Source organism: Flavobacterium hankyongi (assembly GCF_036840915.1).
GTDB lineage: Bacteria > Bacteroidota > Bacteroidia > Flavobacteriales > Flavobacteriaceae > Flavobacterium > Flavobacterium hankyongi.
The window spans coordinates 3,310,019-3,334,366 of sequence record NZ_CP085725.1; the positions used below are offsets into that span (position 1 = coordinate 3,310,019).

Annotated in this window: 22 protein-coding genes; 20 read left to right on the forward strand and 2 right to left on the reverse strand. The window is 30.5% G+C overall.

Features of this window, described 5'->3' with window-relative positions:
- The first annotated feature begins 4 nt into the window (after positions 1–4).
- The 20 genes from LJY17_RS15100 to LJY17_RS15195 all read left to right on the forward strand — a co-directional run bounded on the left by LJY17_RS15100 (position 5) and on the right by LJY17_RS15195 (position 22,965).
- On the forward strand, positions 5–973 hold the full coding sequence (locus LJY17_RS15100; protein WP_264544625.1) for an SDR family oxidoreductase: 969 nt from the start codon (positions 5–7) through the stop codon (positions 971–973).
- 1 nt (position 974) lies between these two features.
- Complete coding sequence (locus LJY17_RS15105) at positions 975–2,246, forward strand: nucleotide sugar dehydrogenase (protein WP_264544626.1); 1,272 nt, start codon at positions 975–977, stop codon at positions 2,244–2,246.
- Between the two features lie 25 nt (positions 2,247–2,271).
- Positions 2,272–3,627, forward strand: a complete 1,356-nt coding sequence (locus LJY17_RS15110; RefSeq protein ID WP_264544627.1) for a UDP-glucose 6-dehydrogenase — start codon at positions 2,272–2,274, stop codon at positions 3,625–3,627.
- A gap of 3 nt (positions 3,628–3,630) precedes the next feature.
- Positions 3,631–4,677, forward strand: a complete 1,047-nt coding sequence (gene rfbB, locus LJY17_RS15115) for a dTDP-glucose 4,6-dehydratase (protein ID WP_264544628.1) — start codon at positions 3,631–3,633, stop codon at positions 4,675–4,677.
- Between the two features lie 81 nt (positions 4,678–4,758).
- On the forward strand, positions 4,759–5,637 hold the full coding sequence (gene rfbA / locus LJY17_RS15120; protein ID WP_264544629.1) for a glucose-1-phosphate thymidylyltransferase RfbA: 879 nt from the start codon (positions 4,759–4,761) through the stop codon (positions 5,635–5,637).
- Between the two features lie 79 nt (positions 5,638–5,716).
- The gene (locus LJY17_RS15125; protein ID WP_264544630.1) at positions 5,717–6,757 is read left to right on the forward strand and encodes an EpsG family protein; all 1,041 of its coding nucleotides are present in this window, start codon (positions 5,717–5,719) and stop codon (positions 6,755–6,757) included.
- Between the two features lie 8 nt (positions 6,758–6,765).
- Positions 6,766–8,220 carry an oligosaccharide flippase family protein gene (locus LJY17_RS15130; RefSeq protein WP_264544631.1) on the forward strand — a complete coding sequence of 485 codons (1,455 nt, stop codon included), beginning with the start codon at positions 6,766–6,768 and terminating at the stop codon, positions 8,218–8,220.
- Positions 8,221–8,297: 77 nt separating this feature from the next.
- Positions 8,298–9,584 carry an O-antigen polymerase gene (locus LJY17_RS15135; RefSeq protein ID WP_264544632.1) on the forward strand — a complete coding sequence of 429 codons (1,287 nt, stop codon included), beginning with the start codon at positions 8,298–8,300 and terminating at the stop codon, positions 9,582–9,584.
- Positions 9,581–10,390, forward strand: a complete 810-nt coding sequence (locus LJY17_RS15140; RefSeq protein ID WP_264544633.1) for a glycosyltransferase family 2 protein — start codon at positions 9,581–9,583, stop codon at positions 10,388–10,390. Before LJY17_RS15135 ends, LJY17_RS15140 begins: the two co-directional genes overlap by 4 nt.
- Before the next feature lies 1 nt (position 10,391).
- Positions 10,392–11,435 carry a polysaccharide biosynthesis protein gene (locus tag LJY17_RS15145; protein ID WP_264544634.1) on the forward strand — a complete coding sequence of 348 codons (1,044 nt, stop codon included), beginning with the start codon at positions 10,392–10,394 and terminating at the stop codon, positions 11,433–11,435.
- Positions 11,436–11,442: 7 nt separating this feature from the next.
- A complete protein-coding gene (locus LJY17_RS15150) occupies positions 11,443–11,868 on the forward strand; it encodes a WxcM-like domain-containing protein (protein ID WP_264544635.1) in 426 nt (141 codons plus the stop codon).
- Between the two features lie 3 nt (positions 11,869–11,871).
- Positions 11,872–12,990 (forward strand): NAD-dependent epimerase/dehydratase family protein, encoded by a 1,119-nt coding sequence (locus tag LJY17_RS15155; protein ID WP_264544636.1) that lies wholly within the window; start codon positions 11,872–11,874, stop codon positions 12,988–12,990.
- Between the two features lie 9 nt (positions 12,991–12,999).
- Positions 13,000–14,142: a non-hydrolyzing UDP-N-acetylglucosamine 2-epimerase gene (wecB, locus tag LJY17_RS15160; protein ID WP_264544637.1), complete on the forward strand. Its 1,143-nt coding sequence runs from the start codon at positions 13,000–13,002 to the stop codon at positions 14,140–14,142.
- Entirely contained in the window at positions 14,143–15,336 is a 1,194-nt protein-coding gene (locus tag LJY17_RS15165) for a glycosyltransferase family 4 protein (protein ID WP_264544638.1), read from the forward strand.
- A complete protein-coding gene (locus LJY17_RS15170) occupies positions 15,329–15,934 on the forward strand; it encodes a sugar transferase (RefSeq protein WP_264544639.1) in 606 nt (201 codons plus the stop codon). Before LJY17_RS15165 ends, LJY17_RS15170 begins: the two co-directional genes overlap by 8 nt.
- 8 nt (positions 15,935–15,942) lie before the next feature.
- Positions 15,943–16,593, forward strand: coding sequence for an acetyltransferase (locus LJY17_RS15175; RefSeq protein ID WP_264544640.1), 651 nt, complete (start codon positions 15,943–15,945; stop codon positions 16,591–16,593).
- Positions 16,586–17,710 carry a DegT/DnrJ/EryC1/StrS family aminotransferase gene (locus LJY17_RS15180; RefSeq protein ID WP_264544641.1) on the forward strand — a complete coding sequence of 375 codons (1,125 nt, stop codon included), beginning with the start codon at positions 16,586–16,588 and terminating at the stop codon, positions 17,708–17,710. Before LJY17_RS15175 ends, LJY17_RS15180 begins: the two co-directional genes overlap by 8 nt.
- A gap of 97 nt (positions 17,711–17,807) precedes the next feature.
- Positions 17,808–19,784: a polysaccharide biosynthesis protein gene (locus LJY17_RS15185; RefSeq protein ID WP_264544642.1), complete on the forward strand. Its 1,977-nt coding sequence runs from the start codon at positions 17,808–17,810 to the stop codon at positions 19,782–19,784.
- Positions 19,785–19,789: 5 nt separating this feature from the next.
- Complete coding sequence (locus tag LJY17_RS15190) at positions 19,790–20,584, forward strand: polysaccharide biosynthesis/export family protein (RefSeq protein WP_264544643.1); 795 nt, start codon at positions 19,790–19,792, stop codon at positions 20,582–20,584.
- Positions 20,585–20,592: 8 nt separating this feature from the next.
- A complete protein-coding gene (locus tag LJY17_RS15195) occupies positions 20,593–22,965 on the forward strand; it encodes a GumC family protein (RefSeq protein WP_264544644.1) in 2,373 nt (790 codons plus the stop codon).
- 66 nt (positions 22,966–23,031) lie between these two features.
- On the opposite strand, the gene LJY17_RS15200 is transcribed toward LJY17_RS15195, so the two are convergent.
- Entirely contained in the window at positions 23,032–23,766 is a 735-nt protein-coding gene (locus tag LJY17_RS15200; RefSeq protein ID WP_264544645.1) for a tyrosine-protein phosphatase, read from the reverse strand.
- A gap of 140 nt (positions 23,767–23,906) precedes the next feature.
- Positions 23,907–24,305: a response regulator gene (locus tag LJY17_RS15205; RefSeq protein WP_264544646.1), complete on the reverse strand. Its 399-nt coding sequence runs from the start codon at positions 24,303–24,305 to the stop codon at positions 23,907–23,909.
- Between the last annotated feature and the right edge of the window lie 43 nt (positions 24,306–24,348).

Genomic DNA, 24,348 nt, shown 5'->3' on the forward strand with positions numbered 1-24,348 from the left:
ATTGATGAAAAAGGTATTAATAACAGGAGGTGCTGGTTTTATTGGTTCCAATTTGTGCGAATATTTTTTAAGAAAAAATTATCAAGTTATTTGTTTGGATAACTTTGCTACAGGACATAAAAAAAATATAGAGCAATTTTTACGATATGATAATTTTACCTTTATCGAAGGTGATATTAGAAATTATGAAGATTGTGAAAAAGCTGTAATTGGAGTTGATTATGTTTTACATCAAGCAGCTTTAGGTTCAGTTCCAAGGTCTATTAAAGATCCATTAACATCAAATGAAGTTAATGTTAATGGTTTTTTGAATATGCTACAGGCAAGCAAGGAAGCGGGAGTGAAACGTTTTGTTTATGCAGCCAGTTCCTCTACTTATGGAGATTCTGAAAGTCTTCCAAAAGTTGAAGATAAAATAGGGAAACCACTTTCTCCTTACGCAATTACTAAATATGTGAATGAATTGTATGCGGAAATATTTAGTAAAACTTATGGTATAGAAACTATTGGATTAAGATATTTTAATGTTTTTGGAAGAAAGCAAGATCCAAACGGTGCTTATGCAGCAGTTATTCCAAAGTTTGTAATGCAATTCATGAAGCATGAAAGCCCTGTGATTAACGGTGACGGAAATTATTCTCGTGACTTTACTTATATTGATAATGTGATTCAAATGAATGAATTGGCAATGTTGTCTGAAAATCCTAAAGCTGTAAATACAGTTTTTAATACAGCTTATGGAGATAGAACTACATTAAATCAATTAGTTACAATTTTACGTAAAGAATTGTCTTTTTTTGATTCTGAAATTGCTAAAGTTGAAATCGTTCATGGGCCAAATAGAGCAGGAGATATACCACACTCATTGGCAAGTATAGAAAAAGCAAAAGAAATTTTAGGATATAATCCACAGTATTCATTGCAACAAGGCTTAAAAGAAGCTGTAAAATGGTATTGGGAAAATTTAAAATAGTATGAAGATTGCAGTTATTGGATTAGGTTATGTGGGTTTGCCCTTAGCAAGATTGTTTGCTACTAAATACGATGTTGTAGGTTTCGATATCAATCAAAATAGAGTAAAAGAATTAAATCAAGGACAAGATTTTACACTCGAAGTGGGTGAAGATTTATTAAAGTCAGTTCTAAAAAAAGATAATTCTAAAGGAAATGGATTGTTTTGTTCAACTTTTTTAGATGATATAAAAGATTGTAATTATTATGTGATAACGGTGCCAACACCAGTAGATAAGCATAATAAGCCAGATTTGACGCCGCTTTATAAGTCTAGTGAAGCAGTTGGTAAAGTGCTTAAAAAAGGAGATATAGTAATTTATGAATCTACAGTATATCCTGGGGTTACTGAGGAAGAATGTGTACCAGTTCTAGAGCGAGTAAGTGGATTAAAGTTTAATGAAGATTTTTTTGCAGGTTACTCTCCTGAAAGAATTAATCCAGGAGACAAAGAGCATACTGTAGAAAAAATACTTAAAGTTACATCTGGTTCTACTCCAGAAATAGGTGTTAAAGTTGATGAATTATACAAATCGGTAATCATTGCAGGAACACATCTTGCGCCCACAATTAAAGTAGCAGAAGCGGCAAAGGTTATCGAGAATTCTCAAAGAGACATCAATATTGCTTTTGTAAATGAGTTGTCAAAGATTTTTAATATTTTAGAAATCGACACACAAGATGTTTTAGCTGCAGCTGGAACAAAATGGAATTTTCTTCCTTTTAAACCAGGATTAGTTGGAGGTCATTGCATTGGTGTTGACCCATATTATCTAGCTCAAAAAGCACAAGAAAAAGGATATCACCCCGAAATTATTTTGGCTGGTAGAAGACTGAATGACAGCATGGGCGAGTATGTTGCGTCGCAAGTCGTTAAATTAATGATTAAAAAAGGTATTGCCATAAATGGAGCCAATTTGTTAATGCTTGGAATAGCTTTTAAAGAAAATTGCCCAGATGTACGTAATACTAAAATAGTAGATGTGATTGCAGCATTGAATGATTATGGAATAAACGTAACAATTTATGATCCTTGGGTAAATCCTGCAGAAGTAAATCATGAATATAATTTAGATACAGAAACTAATTTACCATCTGGTAAATTTGATGCTTTGGTTCTAGGAGTTGCTCACAAAGAATTTATGGATATAGATTTATCTCAATTAAGAAAAGAAAACTCTGTTTTATATGATGTGAAAGGAATTTTAGGTTCTCATGTCGATGGAAAACTGTAATTTTACACACTAATTTTTTAATTAAATGAAAATAAAAAACATTTGCTGTATAGGTGCTGGTTATGTGGGAGGTCCTACAATGGCAGTTATTGCACAAAAATGTCCAGATATTAAAGTAACAGTTGTCGATTTAAATGAAGCGAGAATTGCGGCTTGGAATGATGTAGACTTTGGAAAACTACCTGTTTATGAGCCTGGTTTAGATGAGGTCGTAAAAGAGGCTAGAGGGAGAAATTTATTTTTTTCTACTGATGTAGACAAGGCTATTGAAGAATCAGAAATGATTTTTATTTCTGTTAATACACCTACAAAAATGTATGGTGCAGGTAAAGGAATGGCAGCCGATTTAAAATATATAGAATTATGTGCTCGTCAAATTGCTCGAGTAGCAAAGTCTGATAAAATTGTAGTTGAAAAATCAACTTTACCAGTGCGTACTGCAGAGGCTATTAAAAGTATTTTAGATAATACAGGTAATGGAGTAAATTTTCAAATTCTTTCAAATCCTGAATTTTTAGCAGAAGGTACCGCAGTAACTGATTTGCATAATCCTGATCGCGTACTTATTGGAGGAAATGATGCAGAAGCAATTCAATCTTTACTAGAAGTATATGCTAATTGGGTGCCAAAAGATAGAATATTAACAACAAATGTCTGGTCATCTGAGTTATCAAAATTAACTGCTAATGCATTTTTAGCGCAACGTGTTTCTTCAATCAATGCAATTTCTGAATTGTGTGAAAAAACAGAAGCGGATGTTAATGAAGTAGCTAGAGCTATTGGAATGGACTCTCGTATTGGATCAAAATTTCTTAAAGCATCAGTTGGTTTTGGAGGATCATGTTTCCAAAAAGATATATTAAACTTAGTTTATATAGCAAAGTCTTACGGTTTAAACGAAGTTGCCGATTATTGGGAGCAAGTGGTTATTATGAATGATCATCAAAAACATCGCTTTTCAAAAAATATAGTGCAAACTCTGTATAATACAGTTTCGGGTAAACGAATTGCAATGTTAGGCTGGGCGTTTAAAAAAGATACAAATGATACACGTGAATCAGCAGCTATAACTGTCGCTCAGGATTTAATTGCTGAGCAAGCTAATGTGGTTGTTTACGATCCAAAAGTTTCTCATGATCAAATAAAATTTGATTTAGAAGGAATAGAAGATAAAATTAAAGTAGAAACAAATCCTTATGAAGCTTGTAATAATGCTCATGCTATTGCTATCTTAACTGAATGGGATGAATTCAAAACTTATGATTGGCAAAAAATATATGACTCAATGTCTAAACCAGCTTTTGTTTTTGATGGAAGAAATCTTTTGGACAAACAAAAAGTGAAAGAAATTGGGTTTGTTTATTCAGCAGTAGGAAGTTAGTTTATGAAAAGTATATTAATTACGGGGGGTGCGGGATTCATAGGGTCTCATGTGGTTAGAAGGTTTGTTCAAAACTATCCTAACTATCATGTTTATAATTTAGATGCACTAACTTATGCCGGAAATTTAGAAAATATTAAAGATATCGAGAACGAATCAAATTATACTTTTTTAAAAGGTGATATTGTTGATGAAGTTTTTATAAATGAAATTTTCGAAAAATATCAGTTTGAAGGAGTTTTGCATCTTGCTGCAGAATCTCATGTAGATAGATCAATTACAGATCCATTAGCGTTTGTGAAAACAAATATCATTGGAACAGTAAATCTTTTGAATGCTTTCAAAAAACTTTGGAAGGATAATTTTGATGGAAAACGTTTTTATCATATTTCTACAGATGAGGTTTATGGTTCTTTAGGAGAAACTGGACTATTTACAGAAACGACACCATATGATCCTAATTCGCCATACTCTGCTTCTAAAGCTAGTTCAGACCATTTCGTGAGAGCTTATGGAGAAACGTATGGACTTCCGTATGTATTGACAAACTGTTCTAACAATTACGGTCCTTTTCATTTTCCAGAAAAACTAATTCCTTTATTCATCAATAATATTATCAATAAAAAACCTTTGCCAGTATATGGTGATGGTAATTATACTCGTGATTGGTTGTTTGTAAAAGATCATGCAGTAGCTATAGATTTGGTTTTTCACAAAGGAAAAAATCACGAAACATATAATATTGGCGGATTTAACGAGTGGAAAAATATAGATTTAGTTCGTTTATTGTGTGAAAAAATGGATGAGAAACTAGGTCGTCCAGAAGGTGAATCAGCTAAATTAATCACTTTTGTAAAAGATCGACCAGGACACGATTTGCGTTATGCTATAGATGCCTCAAAAATCAATGCTGAATTAGGCTGGAAACCATCGGTTACTTTTGAAGAAGGATTGAAGCAAACTATCGATTGGTATTTAGATAATACACAATGGTTGAATAACATAACTTCTGGAGAATACGCAAAATATTACGAAAAACAATATCAATAGCTATAAGCCGTAAGCTATAAGCCGTAAGCTTTTCTGAAGTTTTGCTTAAAGCTTAAAACTTAAAGCCCAAAGCTTTAAAATATGAAAGGAATAATTTTAGCAGGAGGTTCAGGAACACGATTACATCCGCTTACACAAGTGGTTTCTAAGCAATTATTGCCAATTTATGACAAACCAATGATTTATTATCCGCTATCAGTATTAATGTTAGCTGGAATAAAAGAAATATTGATTATATCTACTCCTCATGATTTACCAAATTTCCAAAGATTGTTTGGTGATGGAAGTCAAATCGGATTAAAACTTTCATACGTAGAACAACCATCTCCCGATGGTTTAGCTCAAGCTTTTATTTTAGGTGAAGAATTTATTGGGGATGATGATGTATGTTTGATTCTTGGCGATAATATTTTCTATGGAGCAGGACTTCAAAATTTGCTGTCTAATGCTGTAAGTATTGTTACTGACAGGAAAGAAGCAACGGTTTTTGGATATTATGTAGATGATCCTGAACGTTACGGAGTTGCTGAGTTTGATGATAGCGGTAAAGTTCTTTCGATTGAAGAAAAACCTGAACAACCAAAATCTAATTTTGCAGTTGTTGGATTATATTTTTATCCAAATTCAGTTGTTCAAATTGCTAAAAACGTCAAACCTTCGCATAGAGGGGAGCTTGAAATAACTACAGTAAACCAAATTTATCTAGAAAAAGGAGCTCTTAATTTACAATTAATGGGAAGGGGGTTTGCATGGTTAGATACTGGCACGCATGAGTCGTTGACAGAAGCTACAGAATTTGTAAAAGCTGTAGAAAAACGTACAGGCCTTAAAATTGCTTGTATAGAAGAAGTTGCTTATAGGAAGGGCTTCATAAATAATGAGCAGTTTAAAAATTGTGCAGGAATTTTAGGTAAAAGTACCTATGCTGAATATTTAAGAAAAATTGCAAAATACCAATGATGAAAAGATTTTCTGTGTTTAAATGATTTTTAAAATATTTTTTTAGAGTCAGAATAGAATTATAAAGGAATAGAAATTCATGATAGCGTTTTTTTTTGGTGTAGTACTGTCTGGTTTAGCTTTTTTTTTTAAGAGATCGAAGATAATCCTGTTGATTTTATTTGTTTTTATGTGGTTGCTTTTTGGATGGAATTATTCAAATGCAGATCGCAGAATGTATACAGAAATGTATAGTGTTTCTATCTCTAAAATAGAATTCCTAAAATTTGAAGGAGGTTACAGTTTTTTAATGTTCTGTTCTAGATATTTGGGATTAAGTTTACAGGAATTTTTAATAATAGTTTCAGGAATAGTTTTACTTTTTATATTCCGTTTTTTCTATATCTTTTCAAATGTTCCAGCATTTGTAGGGTTGTGTTTCTTGTGGTTCTTTTTTCCATTAGAATATGTTGTTTTAAGGAATTTTATCGCTTTTTCAATTGTATTACAAGGATTCATCTCAGTTTTTAGAAATGAAAAATATTATAGAGAGAAATTCGTTCTGTGTGTACTGCTTGCTTCAACTATTCACATCTCATCGCTAATGTATTTAATTTTTTTGTTAGCTTTTAAAGAAAATGAGATCAAAATTAAAACGATTGTATTTTGGGTCATTGGTTTACTTACAATAGTTTTAGTGTCACATGATTTAATATTTAGAATATTGTCAATATATTCAAAGGATAAAGTAATATTTTATACTACTAGTTTATCGCTATTTTTGTTTTATTCATCTATTCAAATTGCAAACCTGTGGATTGTTAAATATTTTTTAAAATCAGATGACGTAAATGGCACTACAAGTGATAAAAGGTTAAATATCATGATTGTAAATATTAATATTGTCATGCTATTACTCATTGTGGTTTACTACGAAATGGCTGTTTTTATCAGAATACTTTTGAATATGTCTATCGTTAATTTGGTATTCATAACAAATAAATCTATTTTATTTGGAGAAAAAAAAATCCCAAAAATTTTATTTTTAAGTTATCTTTTATTTGGCTTTTATTGTTTTATTTTCTTAGTTAGAGAAAAAACAATTTTTCCATTGTTTGATAGTAATTTGTTGTTTAAATAATTTTAAGTATGCGAAATCAAACGCAAGTCAATAATTTAAATAAAGATGTTTTAAAATATTTGGTGGTAAAGATTTTACCAGCCATATCAGGATTGCTTACCATTTATCTTTTAACAAGAACTTTATCTAATTCACTTTATTCAAATTATGTTTTTGTAAGTGCTACAATTTTGTTGTTTGGACAGCTAATTAGCGGTTGGATAAATAGTTCCGTTATTTATTTTTACCCGGATTATGATGCAAAAAATAATTTAGATGTTTTAAAAATCAATATTATTTTTCTGCAATTAATTCTATACTTCGTTGGAGCTATTGGTTTTTTCATTATGTGTTACTTCGGATTAAAAGATTTTTTAATAATTGGGTTGGGTTTGTTCTTAATGCTTTCTCAAACATTTATTAATTTGTTATATAGTTTTTTGCAAGCTGAAAGACGTGTTTTAATTCAAATTAGATCAACATTTGTTCAGAGTGTTGTACAGGTAATAGGTGTAACTGGTTGTTATTTTTATTGTAAGGAAAATCTTTATGCAATATTTGCAGTCCTTTTCTTGAGTTATTTCTTAGCGAGCAATTATGTAATGTATTCGGATAAGATTTATGAATTATTATTAAATAAAAGAGTTTTTGCCGTTTTTGATTTTAAAATCGCCAAAAAAGTACTAACGTATGGAATTCCTGTTTGTATTTGGTTCTTTGCCTCTCAATTTTTTGCTATAGGAGATAGGATACTTTTTAAGTATTTTAATATAACAAATTTAGTTGCTAATTATGCTTCTTTCAGAGATTTGTCTGTTGGATTGTCAGGTTTTATTACCATGCCTTTGCTTATGGCTTCACATCCAATAATTATTCAAATGGCTAAAACAGCGGTTGATAAAAAAGAAATTGAGAATATAATTATACAGAATATTAAATTGCTAACCACGCTATTTACATCTATTTTTATGGGCATTTTTTTTATTGGGGAATATGTGCTGGTTTATATAGTAAGTAAAAAGTATCTGTTAGAAACCAATCTTATGTTTCTAGTTGTGTTTTCTATTTTTTTGGGAACCATATCGATGTATTTACATAAAGGATTAGAAGTAGATGGCAAAACAGAGCTTATGGCGAAAGTTGCCTTGGTTGTTGCTGGATTAAGCTTGATTCTGAATGTTTGGCTAATTCCCATTTGGGGTGTACAGGCAGCCTGTTTGGTATCAATTTTAGCTCAGGTTTTGTATAATGTTTTTGTGTACTATTATTCTGTAAATGTTTACCGTATTAAAATTTCGCCCATGTTCATAGTTAAGAATATTTTTTTAGTTTTAATTTCCTTTTTAATTTCCAATTATATTTTAACAGAGAACTCACATTTAATGATTAGAATGTTTATTTTTGTAGCACTGACAATTTTAACATTATTTAGTTCAATAGAAATAAAAAAAATGTTTAAAACGATTAATAATAACGAACTATAACTTAGATTGCTTTACATTATTACTCTTTCAATATATAGAGGAGATGTAACAAAATAAGTTGGTTTTTTGCAGAATAAATGCTACATTTTTTTTTCATATTAGGTATTCTTTTAATACTTATAATTAGAAAAGATTTTTCTAATTATTTTTTAAGCCCTACAGGTATTTTAGGTATTACTTGGGGAGTTTGTGTGATTTTACAATTCGTTTTTGCACCAGAATATTATTTTACATCTACTACAGCACAGCTTTTTTTTATTTTTATTTTTTCGTTTTTTTTAGGCGATATAACAGGAAGTTATTTGGAGAGTCTATCATCTAAAAAGGTCAATTTTGGTACAGACTATAAAATATATCAGTCGCTAACTTTTAAAAGTAAATTTACTTTTTTTTTAATAATATTAGGAGTTCTATCTTTTGTTGGTGCAATACTATATTTTGGTTATTTTGTTTCTTTTTTTGGTTCTTTTGAAGCTGGTGTTACAGCTGGATGGGCTGCACGAGGAGCACTTGAAGAAATTTCTGTCCCTATTGCTGTTAGAGCCATTTTAATGTTAGGTTATAGCGATGTGGTACTGACCACTATCTACTTTTTATTGTATAGAAAAATAAAATGGTTTTTGTTTTTACCATACATATCATTGCTAATTATGGGAATTGCTCAAGCGGGAAGAGCAGGTTTTATTTTAATTTTAGTTCAAGTATTTTTGTCTAGTTTTTGGATAACTGTTTATGATCAAAAGCTCAACTATAAAGGAAATAATAATTTTTTTGCTGAAAAAAAGCTAATAAAAAAAATGATGGTACTTATTGTTTTTGCCTTTATTATATTTATTGGTGGAGATATGTTAAGAAGACAACAATTTTCGCTAACTCCTGAAAATTTAGAGACATCAACTACTGTTTTTAAAGAATATCTTTTTGGGGGAATATCTGCCTTTTCAACCTATTTTGAAAATGAATATTCTAATTTTAGTACACTTGGGTTAGGGAAATACTCCTACAGTTCCCTTTATGATTTATTAGGTATTTCTAAAAATGAAATAGGAGTTTACACAAAGTATCTAGGATTTTCAAAAAAAGACTCTTCTTTAACAACAAATATTTTTACTGCTTTTAGACAATTCATAGATGATTTTAGTTTATTAGGAGGTTTATTTGTGTTTTTTTTATATGGTATTTTTTCAGGATATTTCTATGGAAAAGCGGTAAAAGGATCTCTTGCTGCAATAGCTATAATGATTGTGGTCTATACTTATTTATTTCACACTATTTTGTTGTCTATAACAGTGCATAATGCTGTCTTAATTAGTTTTTTAGTCCCTGCTGTTATTATTAATATTTGCAAAAAAACAGCTAAATGAGTATGAAGTTCGTTTTCATATGTGTTAATTACCATTCTCGAGAAGAAACATTAAAATACATTCAAAATGTAGTATTGTTTTATCCTCAAAATGAAGTTAGAATTATTGTTGTTGATAATTCTAAAGATGAAGTTGATTTCTTTATTATAAAACAATATATCATTGAAAATGATTTAAGTGATTTAGTTTCAGTTGTTAAAATTGAAAATAAGGGATATTTTGATGGACTTAACAATGGAATTAATTATGCTAAAAATTCAGTTTTTAAAGCAGATTATTATATTGTCGGAAACAATGATATTACTTTTGAGAAAGATTTTTTGGATCAATTAAATAAGATCAATCAAGAATCAGATGTTTTAATTTTAGCTCCTGATATTGTTACAAATGACAATTCGCATGAAAATCCGCATGTTATTAGTAGAGTGTCATATATAAGAAGAACAATGTATAGTGTTTACTATAGTCATTATTATGTTGCAAAATTGATAACTAAATTTTACTCGTCAGAAAGAAAATTTAAGCCATTTGATTCTGAAAGAAAACCCATTTATATGGGCATTGGTGCTTTGTATGTTTTAACTCCATCTTTTTTCAAACATTTTGACAATTTATGGCAAAAGGTATTTTTATATGGAGAAGAGGCAATTTTAGCAGGTCAAATTAAGAGTGTGGGTGGTAAGATAATGTACGAGCCTACATTAAAATGCTATCATAATGAATCAGCTACAACTTCCAAAATGAATTCAAGATACAAATATGAAGTAATACAAAAATCATATAGAATTTATAAAAAATATTTATAAAATGAAACAATCCATCACAGATAAAATACTTTTAATTACTGGTGGTACAGGTTCATTTGGAACCGCTGTGCTTAATCGTTTTTTACAAACAGACCATTTCAAGGAAATCCGAATTTTTTCCAGAGATGAAAAAAAACAGGATGACATGCGAAATCTGTATAGAAACGACAAACTCAAGTTCTATATTGGAGATGTTCGTAATCCATCAAGTATTGATTATGCAATGCGTGGTGTAGATTATGTGTTTCATGCAGCCGCTTTGAAGCAAGTGCCTTCCTGCGAATTTTTTCCAATGGAAGCGGTAAAAACTAATGTAGAGGGAACACAAAATGTTATAGATGCGGCTGTAAAGCATGGTGTAAAAAAAGTAATTTGCCTAAGCACCGATAAAGCGGCGTATCCTATAAATGCAATGGGCATTTCTAAAGCCATGATGGAGAAAGTAGCCGTAGCAGCTTCAAGAAATTTAGAGCATACAACCGTTTGTTTAACGCGCTACGGAAATGTAATGGGGTCAAGAGGGTCTGTTATTCCATTGTTCCTTAAGCAAATTAAAAATGGTGAACCACTTACGATTACTGATCCTTCAATGACACGTTTTCTGATGTCTTTAGAAGAGGCGGTAGAATTAGTTCTTTTTGCATTCGAACATGGAAACTCAGGGGATTTGTTTGTGAATAAGGCTCCAGCAGGAACAATTGGCGATTTAGCGCAAGCATTAAAAGAAATGTTCAAAGCAGATAATCCAATTAGAATTATTGGAACAAGACATGGTGAAAAGCTGTATGAAACACTTTGTACTCGTGAAGAAATGGTAAAAGCAGAAGATATGGGAGGTTTTTACCGAATTCCTGCTGATAATAGGGATTTAAATTATGCCCAATATTTTTCTGAAGGCGAAATAGATGTTTCTAAAATTGAAGATTATCATTCCCATAATACAATCCAACAAGATGTTGAAGGGATGAAGCAACTCTTAATGAAACTTCCGTTAATTCGTAAAGATGTATTAGGAGAAGCTGATTTAAAACAATATCCAGATTAAATTGAGTATGTTGCCAATAGTAATAAAAGGGAATTGTCATTCAGACCATAGAGGCACTCTTAAATTCAATAATGGTTTTGATGCTAGTCAAATAAAAAGGATGTATGTAATTGAAAATGAAAGTTCTAATTTTAGGAGAGGATGGCAAGGACATAAAAGAGAACAAAGATGGTTTTCTGCTATGGTTGGAACTTTTGAAATACAACTAATAAGGATAGATAATTGGGATAATCCTGAGCCAACATTAAAACCATATGTTTTTTGTCTTTCTTCAGAGAACTTAGATATATTACATGTTCCTTCGGGTTATATTTCTTGTATTCAATCAAAGGAAGAAAATGCAAAACTTTTAGTAATGAGCGATTATCTTTTGGGAGAAATTAAAGATGAATATAAATATCCTTTAGAGTACTTTGTCTGCACAAAACAATAAAATATGCTAAAAATAGGAATTACAGGACAAAATGGTTTTGTAGGGAATCATTTATACAATACTTTAGGATTATTTCCTGATGAGTTTGAAAGAGTTGATTTTGATAAAAGTTTTTTTGAAAACCAACAGCAATTAGATGCTTTTGTGAAACAATGTGATGTAATTGTTCATTTAGCAGCGATGAATAGACACGAAAGTCAAGAAGTTATATATGCTACCAACTTAGATTTAGTAGAGAAATTAGTTTCATCATTAGAAAGAACGCAATCAAAACCACATTTACTTTTTTCCTCTTCGTCACAAGAAGAAAGAGATAACTTATACGGAAAATCTAAAAAAGAAGGTAGAGAATTGTTTGTAAATTGGGCAGGAAGAAACGAGACAAAATTCACCGGATTAATTATTCCGAATGTTTTTGGTCCTTTCGGAAAACCAAATTATAATTCGTTTGTAGCTACCTTTTGTCATAAATTAACACATAACGAAATACCAACCATTGATGTTGATGGCGAAGTAAAATTGATTTATGTGGGTGAATTGGTTCAGGAAATCATCAGCCAAATCAGAACTGGAAATTCTGAAAGTGAATTAATAATTTCGCATACTTCAACCCATAAAGTTTCGGAGGTTTTAGCCAAATTGAATTATTATAAGCAAACTTATTTCGACAAAGGAGAAATTCCGGTTCTAGATACTACTTTCGATTTGAATTTGTTTAACACGTTCAGATGTTATTTTGATATACAAAATCATTATCCAGTTAAATTTGTTCAGCATACAGATCCTCGAGGAGCTTTTGTTGAGGTAATTAGATTGGGAGTAGGGGGACAAGTTTCTTTTTCTACTACTGTACCAGGTATTACTCGAGGAAATCATTATCATACAAGAAAAATTGAACGTTTTGCTGTTATTAAAGGCAAAGCTTTAATTCAGTTGCGAAAAATAGGAACTGATGAAGTGTTTAATTTTTATCTTGATGGAGACGAGCCAGCTTATGTAGATATGCCCATTTGGTACACCCACAACATAAAAAACATAGGGGATGAGGATTTATATACTAATTTTTGGATAAACGAACCTTATAATCCACAAGATGCAGATACTTATTTTGTTGAAGTATAAAATACAACTATGAAAAAACTAAAAGTAATGACGGTGGTAGGAACCCGTCCGGAGATTATCAGATTATCAAGAGTATTGATGGCTTTGGATGCTTCTGAGGCAATTGAACATATTATTGTTCATACTGGCCAAAATTATGATTATGAACTTAATCAGATTTTCTTTGAAGATTTAGGCTTAAGGAAACCCGATTACTTTTTAGAAGCTGCTGGTAAAACTGCTACCGAAACCGTTGGCAATATTTTAATAAAAATTGATCCACTTTTAGAGCAGCTACAACCTGGCGCTTTTTTAGTTTTGGGAGATACTAACAGTTGTTTGTGTGCCATACCAGCTAAAAAACGTCAAATTCCAATTTTTCATATGGAAGCAGGTAATCGTTGTTTCGATCAACGAGTTCCTGAAGAAACAAACCGTAAAATAGTTGATCATACCGCCGATGTTAACTTAACTTACAGTGATATTGCTAGAGAATATTTACTTCGTGAAGGATTGCCGGCTGACAGAATTATTAAAACAGGTTCTCCAATGTTTGAGGTTTTGAATCATTATCTTCCACAAATAGAAGCTTCAGATGTTTTGTCTCGTTTAAATTTAGAAGAAGGTAAGTATTTTGTTGTTTCATCTCACAGAGAAGAAAATATCAATTCAGAAAAGAATTTTAATGGATTAATAGAAAGTCTAAACTTAATTGCAGAAAAGTATCAATATCCGATTATTGTTTCAACTCATCCAAGAACTAGAAATATGATTGATAAGAAGCAAGTAAAAGTGAGGCCCGAAATCCGATTTTTAAAACCATTAGGATTTCATGATTACAATGCTTTACAAATGAGGGCTTACGCAGTACTTTCTGATAGCGGAACGATTTCTGAAGAAAGTTCTATTTTAAATTTTAGAGCACTCAATATTCGTCAAGCACATGAAAGGCCAGAAGCAATGGAGGAGACTTCAGTAATGATGACAGGTCTTTCCTCAGAGAGAATTATGCAGTCACTAGTTCAATTAAAGCAACAAAATGTTGGAAAAACAATACGTAATTATAGACCAGTTGCTGATTATTCTATGCCTAATGTTTCAGAAAAAATGGTACGTATAATTCTAAGTTATACTGATTATGTGAATAGAGTTGTTTGGTCAAAGAATATATAAATGAGAATACTTTTTTTAGCTTTAACTTTTCCTAAAATTGGACACGGAGGTAATCTTTATACAGATTTAATGGAAGAATTTTGTGACCAAGGACATGAAGTTTTTGTTGTTGCCCCCTCTATTGATGAAAATGAAACTGGATTAATAGATGAAGGAGGAATTAAAGTATTGAGGGTAAAAACAATGTCATTGTTGAATGTTGGAGCTGTCAAAAAAGGTTTAGCTAATTTATTATTGCCTTTTCAATATAAGAAAGCGATAAAAAACCATTTTAAATCAGAAATTATTCCAGATTTAATAATAATGCCTACTCCACCTATAAGTCTTGTTACTGTAGCTACTTGGTTGAAAAAAAAGAGTAATGCAAAAGTCTATCTGATTTTGAGAGATATTTTTCCACAAAATGCTGTTGATTTAGGGATGATGAAAAAAGGAGGTTTTTTGTATCGTATTTTTAGACAAAAAGAAAGAAAGCTCTATGAGATTTCAGATAGTATTGGTTGTATGTCACAGGGGAATATTGATTATGTAAAAAAGTATAATCCAGAGGTTGCAATATCAAAGCTCCATTTGTTGCCAAATTGGCAAAAGGAAATTTTGCTAAATCCCGAAAATAGAGCTTCATTAAGAGAAAAATATGGCTTTGATGATTATTTTGTAGTTATTTTCGGGGGAAATATTGGACTTCCTCAGAAATTAGAAAACATACTTAAAGTTGCAAAATTGTACAATGGGAACGATAATGTACTTTTTTTTATTGTTGGTCAAGGGACAGAAAAAGAAAGAATTGATGCTCTATCAAAGCAAATGAATTTAAAAAATGTTGTGATAAAAGACTCTTTACCACGTGAGGATTATCAAAATATTATTTCAGCTGCTGATTGTGGCTTAATTTCTCTCAGTGAAAAATTCACTATACCTAACATTCCGTCTAAGTCTTTAAGCTATTTTAATGCAAAAATTCCTGTTTTAGCAGCAATTGATAAAAATACTGATTATGGTTTTTTGATTCAAGAACAAATAAGAGGAGGGGTTTGGGCTCCTTCAAATGAACCATTAAAAATTAAAGAAAAAATAGATTTTTTAAGAGCAAATCCGCAACTTTGTACATCTATGGGAGAAAATGGGTATGAGTATTTTATTAATGAGGTTACTCCAAAGCATAGTTATGAAAGGATAATGAATCATGTATAATTTTTTTGTCAAACGTTTTTTAGATTTTATTTTAGCTTTGATTGGCTTGATTTTACTTTCGCCAGTTCTTTTTTTGATAACTGTCCTACTTTTTTTTGCCAATCAAGGAAAACCCTTTTTTATACAACGTCGTCCTGGTAAAAATTGTGAAGTTTTTTCCATAATTAAATTCAAGACAATGAATGATAAAAAAGACGAAGAAGGTAAACTACTTCATGATTCGGAAAGATTAACGCCTATAGGGAAATTTGTTAGAAAAACATCTCTGGATGAAATTCCTCAATTAATTAATGTTCTTAAAGGAGACATGAGTTTAGTAGGGCCTAGACCATTATTAACAGACTATGTTCATCTTTATAATGATTTTCAAAATAGAAGACATGAAGTGAAACCAGGGATTACAGGATGGGCTCAAGTTAATGGAAGGAATGCTATTTCTTGGGATCAAAAATTTGCTTATGATGTTTGGTATGTAGATCATTGTAATTTTTTAACTGATTTTAAGATAATAGTAAAGACTTTTTTGAAAGTATTAAAAAAAGAAGGTGTAAACGCTGCTGATTCAGCAACTATTGAGCCTTTTACAGGATATAATTGATTTTGATTATGGAGAAAATTGTTATTGTTGGAGCTGGAGGATTTGGCCGTGAAGTAAAAATAATTATAGATGCAATCAATGAGATAGAAAGGAAATATGAATTTTTAGGATTCTATGATGATGGTTTTGCTTTAGATACATTAGTAAATGGGTTCCCAGTTTTGGGAGGAATTGCAGATTTGAATTCTGTCTCAGATTCGATAAGTGTAGCTGTTGCTATTGGTAATCCTATTGTTAAGTCTAAATTGTTAAGTCAGTTGTCTAATAATAAGTTAACTTTTCCAACACTTATCCATCCATCAGCAATAATTTCTAAAGATTATGTTGTAATCGAAAAAGGGTGTATTATATGTGCTGGAAATATTATAACTTGTAATATTAAAATTGAAAAATTTACAATTCTAAATTTATTTTGTACGGTTGGTCATGACACAATCATTGGAGCCTATTCATCTTTTATGCCATCTGTAAATATATCTGGTGAAGTAAAAATAGGCGAGTGTGTTTATGTAGGTACAGGAGCAAAAATAATTAATCAATTACATATAGGAAACGGAACAATTGTTGGTGCTGGAGCTGTAGTTTCAAAAAGTTTACCTGAAAATTGTACAGCAGTTGGTATTCCGGCAAAACCTATAAAATTTCATACCAATGAATAATTCAAAAATATGGCTTTCCTCACCGCACATGGGAGGAAATGAACAAAAATATGTGCAAGAAGCATTTGATACTAATTGGGTTGCACCATTGGGGCCTAATGTTAATGGTTTTGAAATTGATTTAGAGACTTATCTTGGGGAAAATGTTCATGTTGCAGCACTGAGCTCAGGAACAGCTGCTTTGCATTTAGCACTTATTCTTCTTGATGTTAAGCAAGATGATGAGGTTATTTGTCAAAGTATGACATTTTCGGCTTCAGCAAATCCTATTGCTTATTTGAGAGCTACGCCTGTTTTTATTGATAGCGAACGTGAAACTTGGAATATGTGCCCAATTGCTTTGGAAGAAGCTATAGTTGATCGAATTGCAAAAGGCAAGAAACCAAAGGCAATAATTGCGGTTCATTTATATGGCATGCCTTTTAAGTACGATGAAATCAAAACGATTTCTCAAAAATATCAAATTCCAATAGTTGAAGATAGTGCAGAGGCTCTTGGAAGTACATATAAAGGAAAAAAATGTGGGACTTTTGGAGATATCAGTATTTTATCATTCAATGGAAATAAAATTATCACAACTTCTGGTGGAGGTGCTTTAGTCGCAAAAACTAAAGAGTTAAAAGATGAAGTAGTTTTTCTTTCTACTCAAGCAAGAGATAATGCACCACATTATCAACATTCACATATTGGTTATAATTATAGAATGAGTAATATATGTGCTGGTATTGGTAGAGGTCAAATGGAGGTTTTGGATGAACATGTAGCCTTAAGAAGAGAGAATCACTATTTTTATTTGAATTTTTTTAAAGAAAAAGAAGGGGTAAATGTTCTATTTGAGCCTACACAGGATTATTTTTCAAATCATTGGTTAAGTGCCATTGAGCTTGATTCTTACGAAAAGAGAGAAGCTCTTAGATTAGCTTTTGAAGCAGAGAATATAGAAACACGTCCACTATGGAAACCTATGCATTTACAGCCTGTTTTTTCAAACTGCCCTTACTATGGTAGTGATGTGTCAGAAAAGTTGTTCGACAAGGGACTGTGTTTGCCTTCAGGATCAAATTTAAAAGAGGAAGAAAAAAACAGGATAAAAGCCGTTTTAGAACTATTTTTTTAGTATTTTGCGATCCTCTTTTAAGCTTCTTTTAGCTTTTATAAGTTATTTGTTAGAAGTGATTTAAGTGTTTTGAAGATGCATTTTAAATGTTAATGTTTTGGATATAGAGGAAAGAGCTACTATAAAATCAGTATTGAAGCAAGTGCTTAGGTTTAACCCTAGAAATGGATTTAATCTTAAAAATTTAGGTTATTTACCAAGATGGGTTATACTTTTATTGGATATTGTTGCCATAACATTTTCAGGCTCTGTTACTTTTTATCTCTTTAAGGGTATTGGGTTAGAGTACTTTAATTCTACTCATGAAGCACTTAAGATTGTTTTATATTTTGGCTTTAATATTTTCTTTTTTTGGTGGTTTAAAACATATTCAGGTATTATAAGGCATTCTTCTTTTATAGATGCAATAAAAATATTCTTTTCACAAGTAACTACTTTTGCCTTCTTAGGATTAATTAATTTAGGTTATTCGTTTTTTTTTAAAGAAAATATTTTTTTGACAACAGCATTGTTGATTAATATAATTTTTTCGTTTTGCCTGTTGTTTTTGTACAGAGTCTTAGTAAAGCAAATTTTTGAAGTTTATTTTAAAGGAATTCAAGCAGCAAATCTTGTAAATGCTATTGTTTACGGAGCAGATGCTAACGCAATTTCAGTTTCAAACGCATTGCAATCTGAAACTCCTACACGATTTAAACTTTTAGGTTTTATTGATAAATACAGTTTAAATGAATCTAAACAAATTTTAGGATTACCCATTATTAATCAGAAGAAGAGGATTTCAGTTATAATGCGCTCGTTAAATGCTGAAGCATTAATTATTGCTGATAAAGGACTTTCTAAAGAAGAACAATTAGCAATTGTTGATGAATGTTTAGAACATAATTTAAAAGTTTATACCGTTCCACTAATTAGCAATTGGGAAAATCAAAAAGAAATTTCTCAAAAAATTAAAAGTTTTCAGATTGAAGATTTATTAGATAGAAAACCTATTGTTTTAGACAATAGAAGTATATCATCTCAAATTAAAAATAAAACTATTTTAATTACAGGAGCAGCAGGTTCTATAGGAAGTGAAATTGTACGTCAAGTAATAGATTTTAATCCTGCAACGCTTATAGTATTAGATCAGGCAGAAACTCCTTTGCACGATTTATCTTTAGAGCTCCAAAAAATGAGTATTGCTACTAATGTGGTTTCTGTGATTGCTGATATACGAGATAAAGTTGGTTTAGAAAAAATATTTGATCTTTATCGTCCCAATCTTATATACCATGCGGCAGCATACAAGCATGTTCCGTTAATGGAAGAAAACCCATCTCAAGCTATTTTTACAAACGTTATGGGAACAAGAAACCTAGCTGATTTGTCGATACAGTTTGGTGTTGAAAGGTTTGTAATGGTTTCCACAGATAAAGCAGTAAATCCTAGTAATGTAATGGGCGCTAGTAAGAGAATTGCAGAAAAATATGTCCAGTCATTGTATTTTGATGAATTAAAAGGGAATACTGATACTACAAAATTTATTACTACAAGATTTGGAAATGTTCTAGGGTCAAATGGGTCTGTCGTTCCTTTATTTTCTAAACAAATTTCTGAAGGAGGACCAGTAACGATTACTCATAAAGAAATTATTAGATATTTTATGACCATACCAGAAGCTTGTCAATTGGTTTTAGAAGCTGGGGCTATGGGTAATGGTGGTGAAATTTATATTTTTGATATGGGTAAACCAGTTAAAATATATGATTTAGCAAAAAAAATGATTCGTTTAGCAGGTTACATACCTGATAAAGATATTAAAATAAAGGAAGTTGGTCTTAGGCCAGGAGAAAAGCTGTATGAGGAGCTTTTGAATGATAATTCGAAAACCTTGCCAACTCACCACGAAAAAATAATGGTCGCGCAAGAAGAAATAGATGCTCATTATAATGTTAAAGCATCTATTTTAGAAATTCTAAAAGCATCTGCACAATATAATAATCATCTTGTAGTTTCCAAGATGAAAGAATTAGTACCCGAATTTAAAAGTCTAAATTCGATTTTCGAAATTTTAGACAAAAAAGTTAATTAATAATTATGATTAGATTGCCCAAAATTGTTGGTTCAACAATGCTGTTACTTGCTTTATTTTTAATAAGCAGTTGCAGTCAACAAAAAAAGATTACCTACTTTCAAAACATTGATCAGATTTCAGAATTTAATGGTTCAAGTTTTGAACCAACTATTCAACCAGATGACTTATTGATGATTATTGTATCTGCGCCAGACCAAGAAGCAGCATCTCCATTTAATCTTACAACAGAGAATATTCCAACGGTTATAGGACAAGCAAATATGGCACAACGTCAACAGCAATTATATTTAGTTGATAAAAATGGAACAATTGATTTTCCAGTTCTAGGGTCGATTAATGTTGGAGGAGTGACAAAAACAGAAGTTGTAAAATTGTTAAAAGATAAATTACTCCAATATGTTAAAAACCCCATAGTAAATATGCGTATTATGAATTATAAGATAACGGTATACGGTGAGGTAGTAAAGCCTGGAAGTTATTCTGTATCTTCTGAAAGAATTACAATTACTGAAGCTTTAAGTATGGCAGGGGACTTAACTATTTATGGAAAAAGAAACAATATAATAGTTGTAAGAGAAATAAATGGGAAAAAAACTGTTGGAAGAGTAGATATAACTAAAGCAGATTTTATTAATTCTCCATTTTATTATTTATCTCAAAATGACTTAGTGTATGTAGAGCCGAATAAGGCAAAAAGTAGCTCGTCAACATTTAATCAAAATACATCTGTTTGGATAGCAATAGCCTCATTGGTTTCATCAGCTGTTTTCTCTATACTTCTAATTAATAAAAATTAAAAGGAATTATGCAGCATAAAATAGACAATACTGACGAGAATAGCGGAAACTTAAGAGATTTGTTTTATAAATATTTAATTCATTGGAAATGGTTTTTGTTGAGCATTTTTGCTTTTCTGATTTTATCTAAAATTTATTTACGTTATTCTATTCCAATTTATAAATCGTCTGCAAGTATTTTAATTAAAGATGATCAATCAGGAGGGTTGGCCTCAGAGTTGTCTGCTTTTCAGGATATAGGCTTGTTTTCAGGTCCTAAAAATCGTATTGTGGATGAGATAGAGGTATTAAAATCTAGACAATTAATTGAGAAAACAATCAAAGAAGGTGAGTTTAATATTAACTATGTAGCTGAAGGTCGTATAAAGTCATCAGATGTGTATGGTAAAAATCAAGTTAAAGTATCTTTTTTAAATAAAAAGGAACGTTTGTACGTAACTGATACTGTTTTCAGTGTTGATGTTATTTCAGGTAATCAGTTTGATTTATTCGACAAAGAAAGTAACAAAATAGGTCGATATTCTTTTGGACAAAAAATACATTCAAAAAGATTAGGAGATTTTATAGTTCAAAAAAATGTTGTCTTTGACGATTATGATGAGCCAGAACCATTAAAAAAAAGAAAGACTATTATTGAAATATCAAATCTTGCGACTTGTTCCAATGATTTTAAAAATAGGTTGAATGTTGAAACGCTATCAAAATTCGCAAATGTAGTTGAAATATCAATAACAGATCGTGTAAGTGATAAAGCTGAAGATTTTTTAGATAAATTGATTGAAATATATAACAGGGATGCGATTAATGATAAGAATCTTATATCCGAGAAAACTGCTAAATTTATTAATGAAAGATTAGTTATTATAACCGAAGAGCTTGGAAACATTGAAAAAGATGCTGAGGGTTACAAAATAAAGAATAAAATTACTGATCTTCCATCAGAAGCTGAACTTAATTTAAGATCAGCGAATGAATTTAAAACAGAAGAAATCTCTGTAGAAACTCAAGTAAAAGTAGTTGATATGATGATCCGTTATTTGAAATCAAATAGCGAATCAGATGTTATACCTGCAAATATAATTCCTTCAGATAATAATTCATCACAACTAATTGGAGATTATAATAATTTAGTTGTTGAAAGAGATAGAATTTTGAAGAGTTCAACAAAAGAAAATCCTTTAGTTATAAGATTAGATGATAAAATTAATGCTCTCAAAAATAATATTAATGAAAGTCTCTTAAGGTTAAAAGGGTCTTTATCTGTTAAAAATAATGATATACGTAACCAAGGGAATATTTTAGGGAATAGAATATCTAAAATACCAAAACAAGAAAGAGAATTTAGAAATATATTTAGACAGCAACAAATTAAGGAAGAGCTTTATTTGTATTTGTTTAAAAAGAGAGAAGAAACTGCAATTGCACTTGCAGGAACTGCCCCAAATTCAAAAGTCGTTGATAAGGCCTATTCCACAGGAATACCAGTTTCGCCAAAAGGAAGTTTAGTTTATCTAGTAGGATTAATGATGGGAGTATTAATACCTTTTGCAATTATATATTTGAAAAATTTAATGGATACTAAAGTTAAAGATAGACATGATCTAGATTGGCTAGGTATTCCTTTTGTTGGCGACGTACCTCATTCAGATTCAAATAACGAAATTATTCAATCGGATAGTAGAACAAGTTCTGCAGAAGCCATTAGAATTGTTAGGACTAATCTAGAGTTCATACTCAATAATGTTAGTACTGATAAAGCTAAAACTATATTTCTTACATCGACAGTTCCAAAAGAAGGTAAAACTTTCATTACGATGAATCTAGCAGCTACTATTGCTATTTCTGGTAAAAAAGTTTTGTTAATTGGTATGGATATACGTAATCCAAAGTTGGATGAATATGTTAGTTTGCCAGGCAGAGGTTTAACAAATTATTTATCAACTAATGGAGCAGATATCCATGATTATATTGTTAAGCAGAAAGGATATGAATGTTTTGATATAATACCTGCTGGAGTTATTCCTCCAAATCCTGCTGAATTACTAATGAGTAAGAAAGTAGAATTAATGTTTGAGGATCTTAAAAAAGAATATGATTATATAATTGTAGACACTGCTCCTGTAAGTTTAGTAACTGATACTCTCTTAATCTCCAAGAATGCAGATTCTTTTATTTATGTGGTGAGAGCTAATTATTTACACAAACCGATGCTAAAAACTTTAGAAGTTTTACATAGAGAAAATAAATTACCTAATTTATGTGTGTTATTAAACGATACTGATACCATTAATGGTTATGGATACGGTTATGGTTATGGAGTTGAGGTTGAAAATAAACCTTGGTATAAAAAGTTATTTAGCTATATTCCGTTTATAGGATAAATTAGATTTTATAAAAAGAATAAAAAAACCTCTAAGATTAGAGGTTTTTTTTATTGTAAATATTTTTTATTTGAAAAAATTATTGTTTCTAATAACTTCCTCTAATACCTTCGTGTCTTTAAATAAAACTTTATTTTCAAATGCTTTAATATGTTTTTGATGATGAACATCAGAACCGGCAAAATCATATAAGCCTTTTTCTAGCAATTTCTTAGCTGTTTCGGTCACTTCATTTCCATAATAGCCTACAGTTGAAAGCATATTCAATTGGAAATAACAGCCAGCATTTTTAAGCTTTTTATATTCGTCAAAATTTTTGTGATAAAATAAATATCTTTCTGGATGAGCTAAAACAGGTTTGTAACCAGCTACTTGTAAGTCAAAAAGGATGTCATACAAATTAATAGGGGCATTTAGATAAGACATTTCAACTAAAACTAAATTGTCTTTTAAAGTCAAAATTTCTCCTTTTTTAAACAATGAAACAAAATGATCATCAATTAAATACTCTGATGCTGCTTTTAGATTAATAGAGATGTTTTTAGAAGAAAGTAATTCTAAAGTTTCCTTTTCTTTTGCTAGAATTCCATCTTTTGTATTGTCCCAAAATCCAGCGAAAGTATGAGGTGTGGTGATAAATTTTTTAAAGCCTATTTTTTCTAACTCTGATGTTAAATATTCTGTGTCTTCTATTGTTTTGGCTCCATCATCAATACCAAAGAGAATGTGGGAATGGATGTCTACATAATTATTAGGTATTATGTCTTTTAAAACTGGCTTAGATTTGAAAAATGATAACATGAGTCAAAGATACGTATTTTTAAATTTTATAGTGTATAACTTAATGTAAACCCATAAAAAAAGCGAATCTTAAAACATCTTTATTATATATGAAACAGAAAAAAGAAAAAGTGTAACACTTTTAAGGTAAAGTTGAAATATTAATTTTTAGTAAGACTTTGTAAAAACTCTACCGATATTGGTTTACTTGTAAATAATCGTATACTTTCATCAATTTTTGCTTTGTAAATATGATAATCATCAACAGTAGTTGATACAATACATAACTCACAGTGATTAATTACTGTTTCAGGTAAAAGTTTAAACATATTTATGAAGTCAAACCCATCCATTATAGGCATGTAAATATCTAGGAAAATAATTTCTGGCAACATAGTGGGATCGTTTTGATTTTCCACTAAATATTGTAAAGCTAATTCAGCTGAATTAAATTCAAGTACTTCGTTTGTTAAGTTGATATTAGTAATTAGCTTGGCTGTTATATAACAGTCAAATTGGTTGTCGTCAATAACCATCAATTTATTAAATCGTGGTGTCATAAAATCGTCTTTGTTTAATTTTGTAAAAATATAGTAATCTTCT

Excerpts from the sequence above, each read along its gene's own strand:
- LJY17_RS15100 (WP_264544625.1), top strand. The coding sequence starts at position 5 with ATGAAAAAGGTATTAATAACAGGAGGTGCTGGTTTTATTGGTTCCAAT.
- LJY17_RS15105 (WP_264544626.1), top strand. The coding sequence starts at position 975 with ATGAAGATTGCAGTTATTGGATTAGGTTATGTGGGTTTGCCCTTAGCA.
- LJY17_RS15110 (WP_264544627.1), top strand. The coding sequence starts at position 2,272 with ATGAAAATAAAAAACATTTGCTGTATAGGTGCTGGTTATGTGGGAGGT.
- rfbB (WP_264544628.1), top strand. The coding sequence starts at position 3,631 with ATGAAAAGTATATTAATTACGGGGGGTGCGGGATTCATAGGGTCTCAT.
- rfbA (WP_264544629.1), top strand. The coding sequence starts at position 4,759 with ATGAAAGGAATAATTTTAGCAGGAGGTTCAGGAACACGATTACATCCG.
- LJY17_RS15125 (WP_264544630.1), top strand. The coding sequence starts at position 5,717 with ATGATAGCGTTTTTTTTTGGTGTAGTACTGTCTGGTTTAGCTTTTTTT.
- LJY17_RS15130 (WP_264544631.1), top strand. The coding sequence starts at position 6,766 with ATGCGAAATCAAACGCAAGTCAATAATTTAAATAAAGATGTTTTAAAA.
- LJY17_RS15135 (WP_264544632.1), top strand. The coding sequence starts at position 8,298 with ATGCTACATTTTTTTTTCATATTAGGTATTCTTTTAATACTTATAATT.
- LJY17_RS15140 (WP_264544633.1), top strand. The coding sequence starts at position 9,581 with ATGAGTATGAAGTTCGTTTTCATATGTGTTAATTACCATTCTCGAGAA.
- LJY17_RS15145 (WP_264544634.1), top strand. The coding sequence starts at position 10,392 with ATGAAACAATCCATCACAGATAAAATACTTTTAATTACTGGTGGTACA.
- LJY17_RS15150 (WP_264544635.1), top strand. The coding sequence starts at position 11,443 with ATGTTGCCAATAGTAATAAAAGGGAATTGTCATTCAGACCATAGAGGC.
- LJY17_RS15155 (WP_264544636.1), top strand. The coding sequence starts at position 11,872 with ATGCTAAAAATAGGAATTACAGGACAAAATGGTTTTGTAGGGAATCAT.
- wecB (WP_264544637.1), top strand. The coding sequence starts at position 13,000 with ATGAAAAAACTAAAAGTAATGACGGTGGTAGGAACCCGTCCGGAGATT.
- LJY17_RS15165 (WP_264544638.1), top strand. The coding sequence starts at position 14,143 with ATGAGAATACTTTTTTTAGCTTTAACTTTTCCTAAAATTGGACACGGA.
- LJY17_RS15170 (WP_264544639.1), top strand. The coding sequence starts at position 15,329 with ATGTATAATTTTTTTGTCAAACGTTTTTTAGATTTTATTTTAGCTTTG.
- LJY17_RS15175 (WP_264544640.1), top strand. The coding sequence starts at position 15,943 with ATGGAGAAAATTGTTATTGTTGGAGCTGGAGGATTTGGCCGTGAAGTA.
- LJY17_RS15180 (WP_264544641.1), top strand. The coding sequence starts at position 16,586 with ATGAATAATTCAAAAATATGGCTTTCCTCACCGCACATGGGAGGAAAT.
- LJY17_RS15190 (WP_264544643.1), top strand. The coding sequence starts at position 19,790 with ATGATTAGATTGCCCAAAATTGTTGGTTCAACAATGCTGTTACTTGCT.
- LJY17_RS15195 (WP_264544644.1), top strand. The coding sequence starts at position 20,593 with ATGCAGCATAAAATAGACAATACTGACGAGAATAGCGGAAACTTAAGA.
- LJY17_RS15200 (WP_264544645.1), bottom strand. The coding sequence starts at position 23,766 with ATGTTATCATTTTTCAAATCTAAGCCAGTTTTAAAAGACATAATACCT.
- LJY17_RS15205 (WP_264544646.1), bottom strand. The coding sequence starts at position 24,305 with ATGACACCACGATTTAATAAATTGATGGTTATTGACGACAACCAATTT.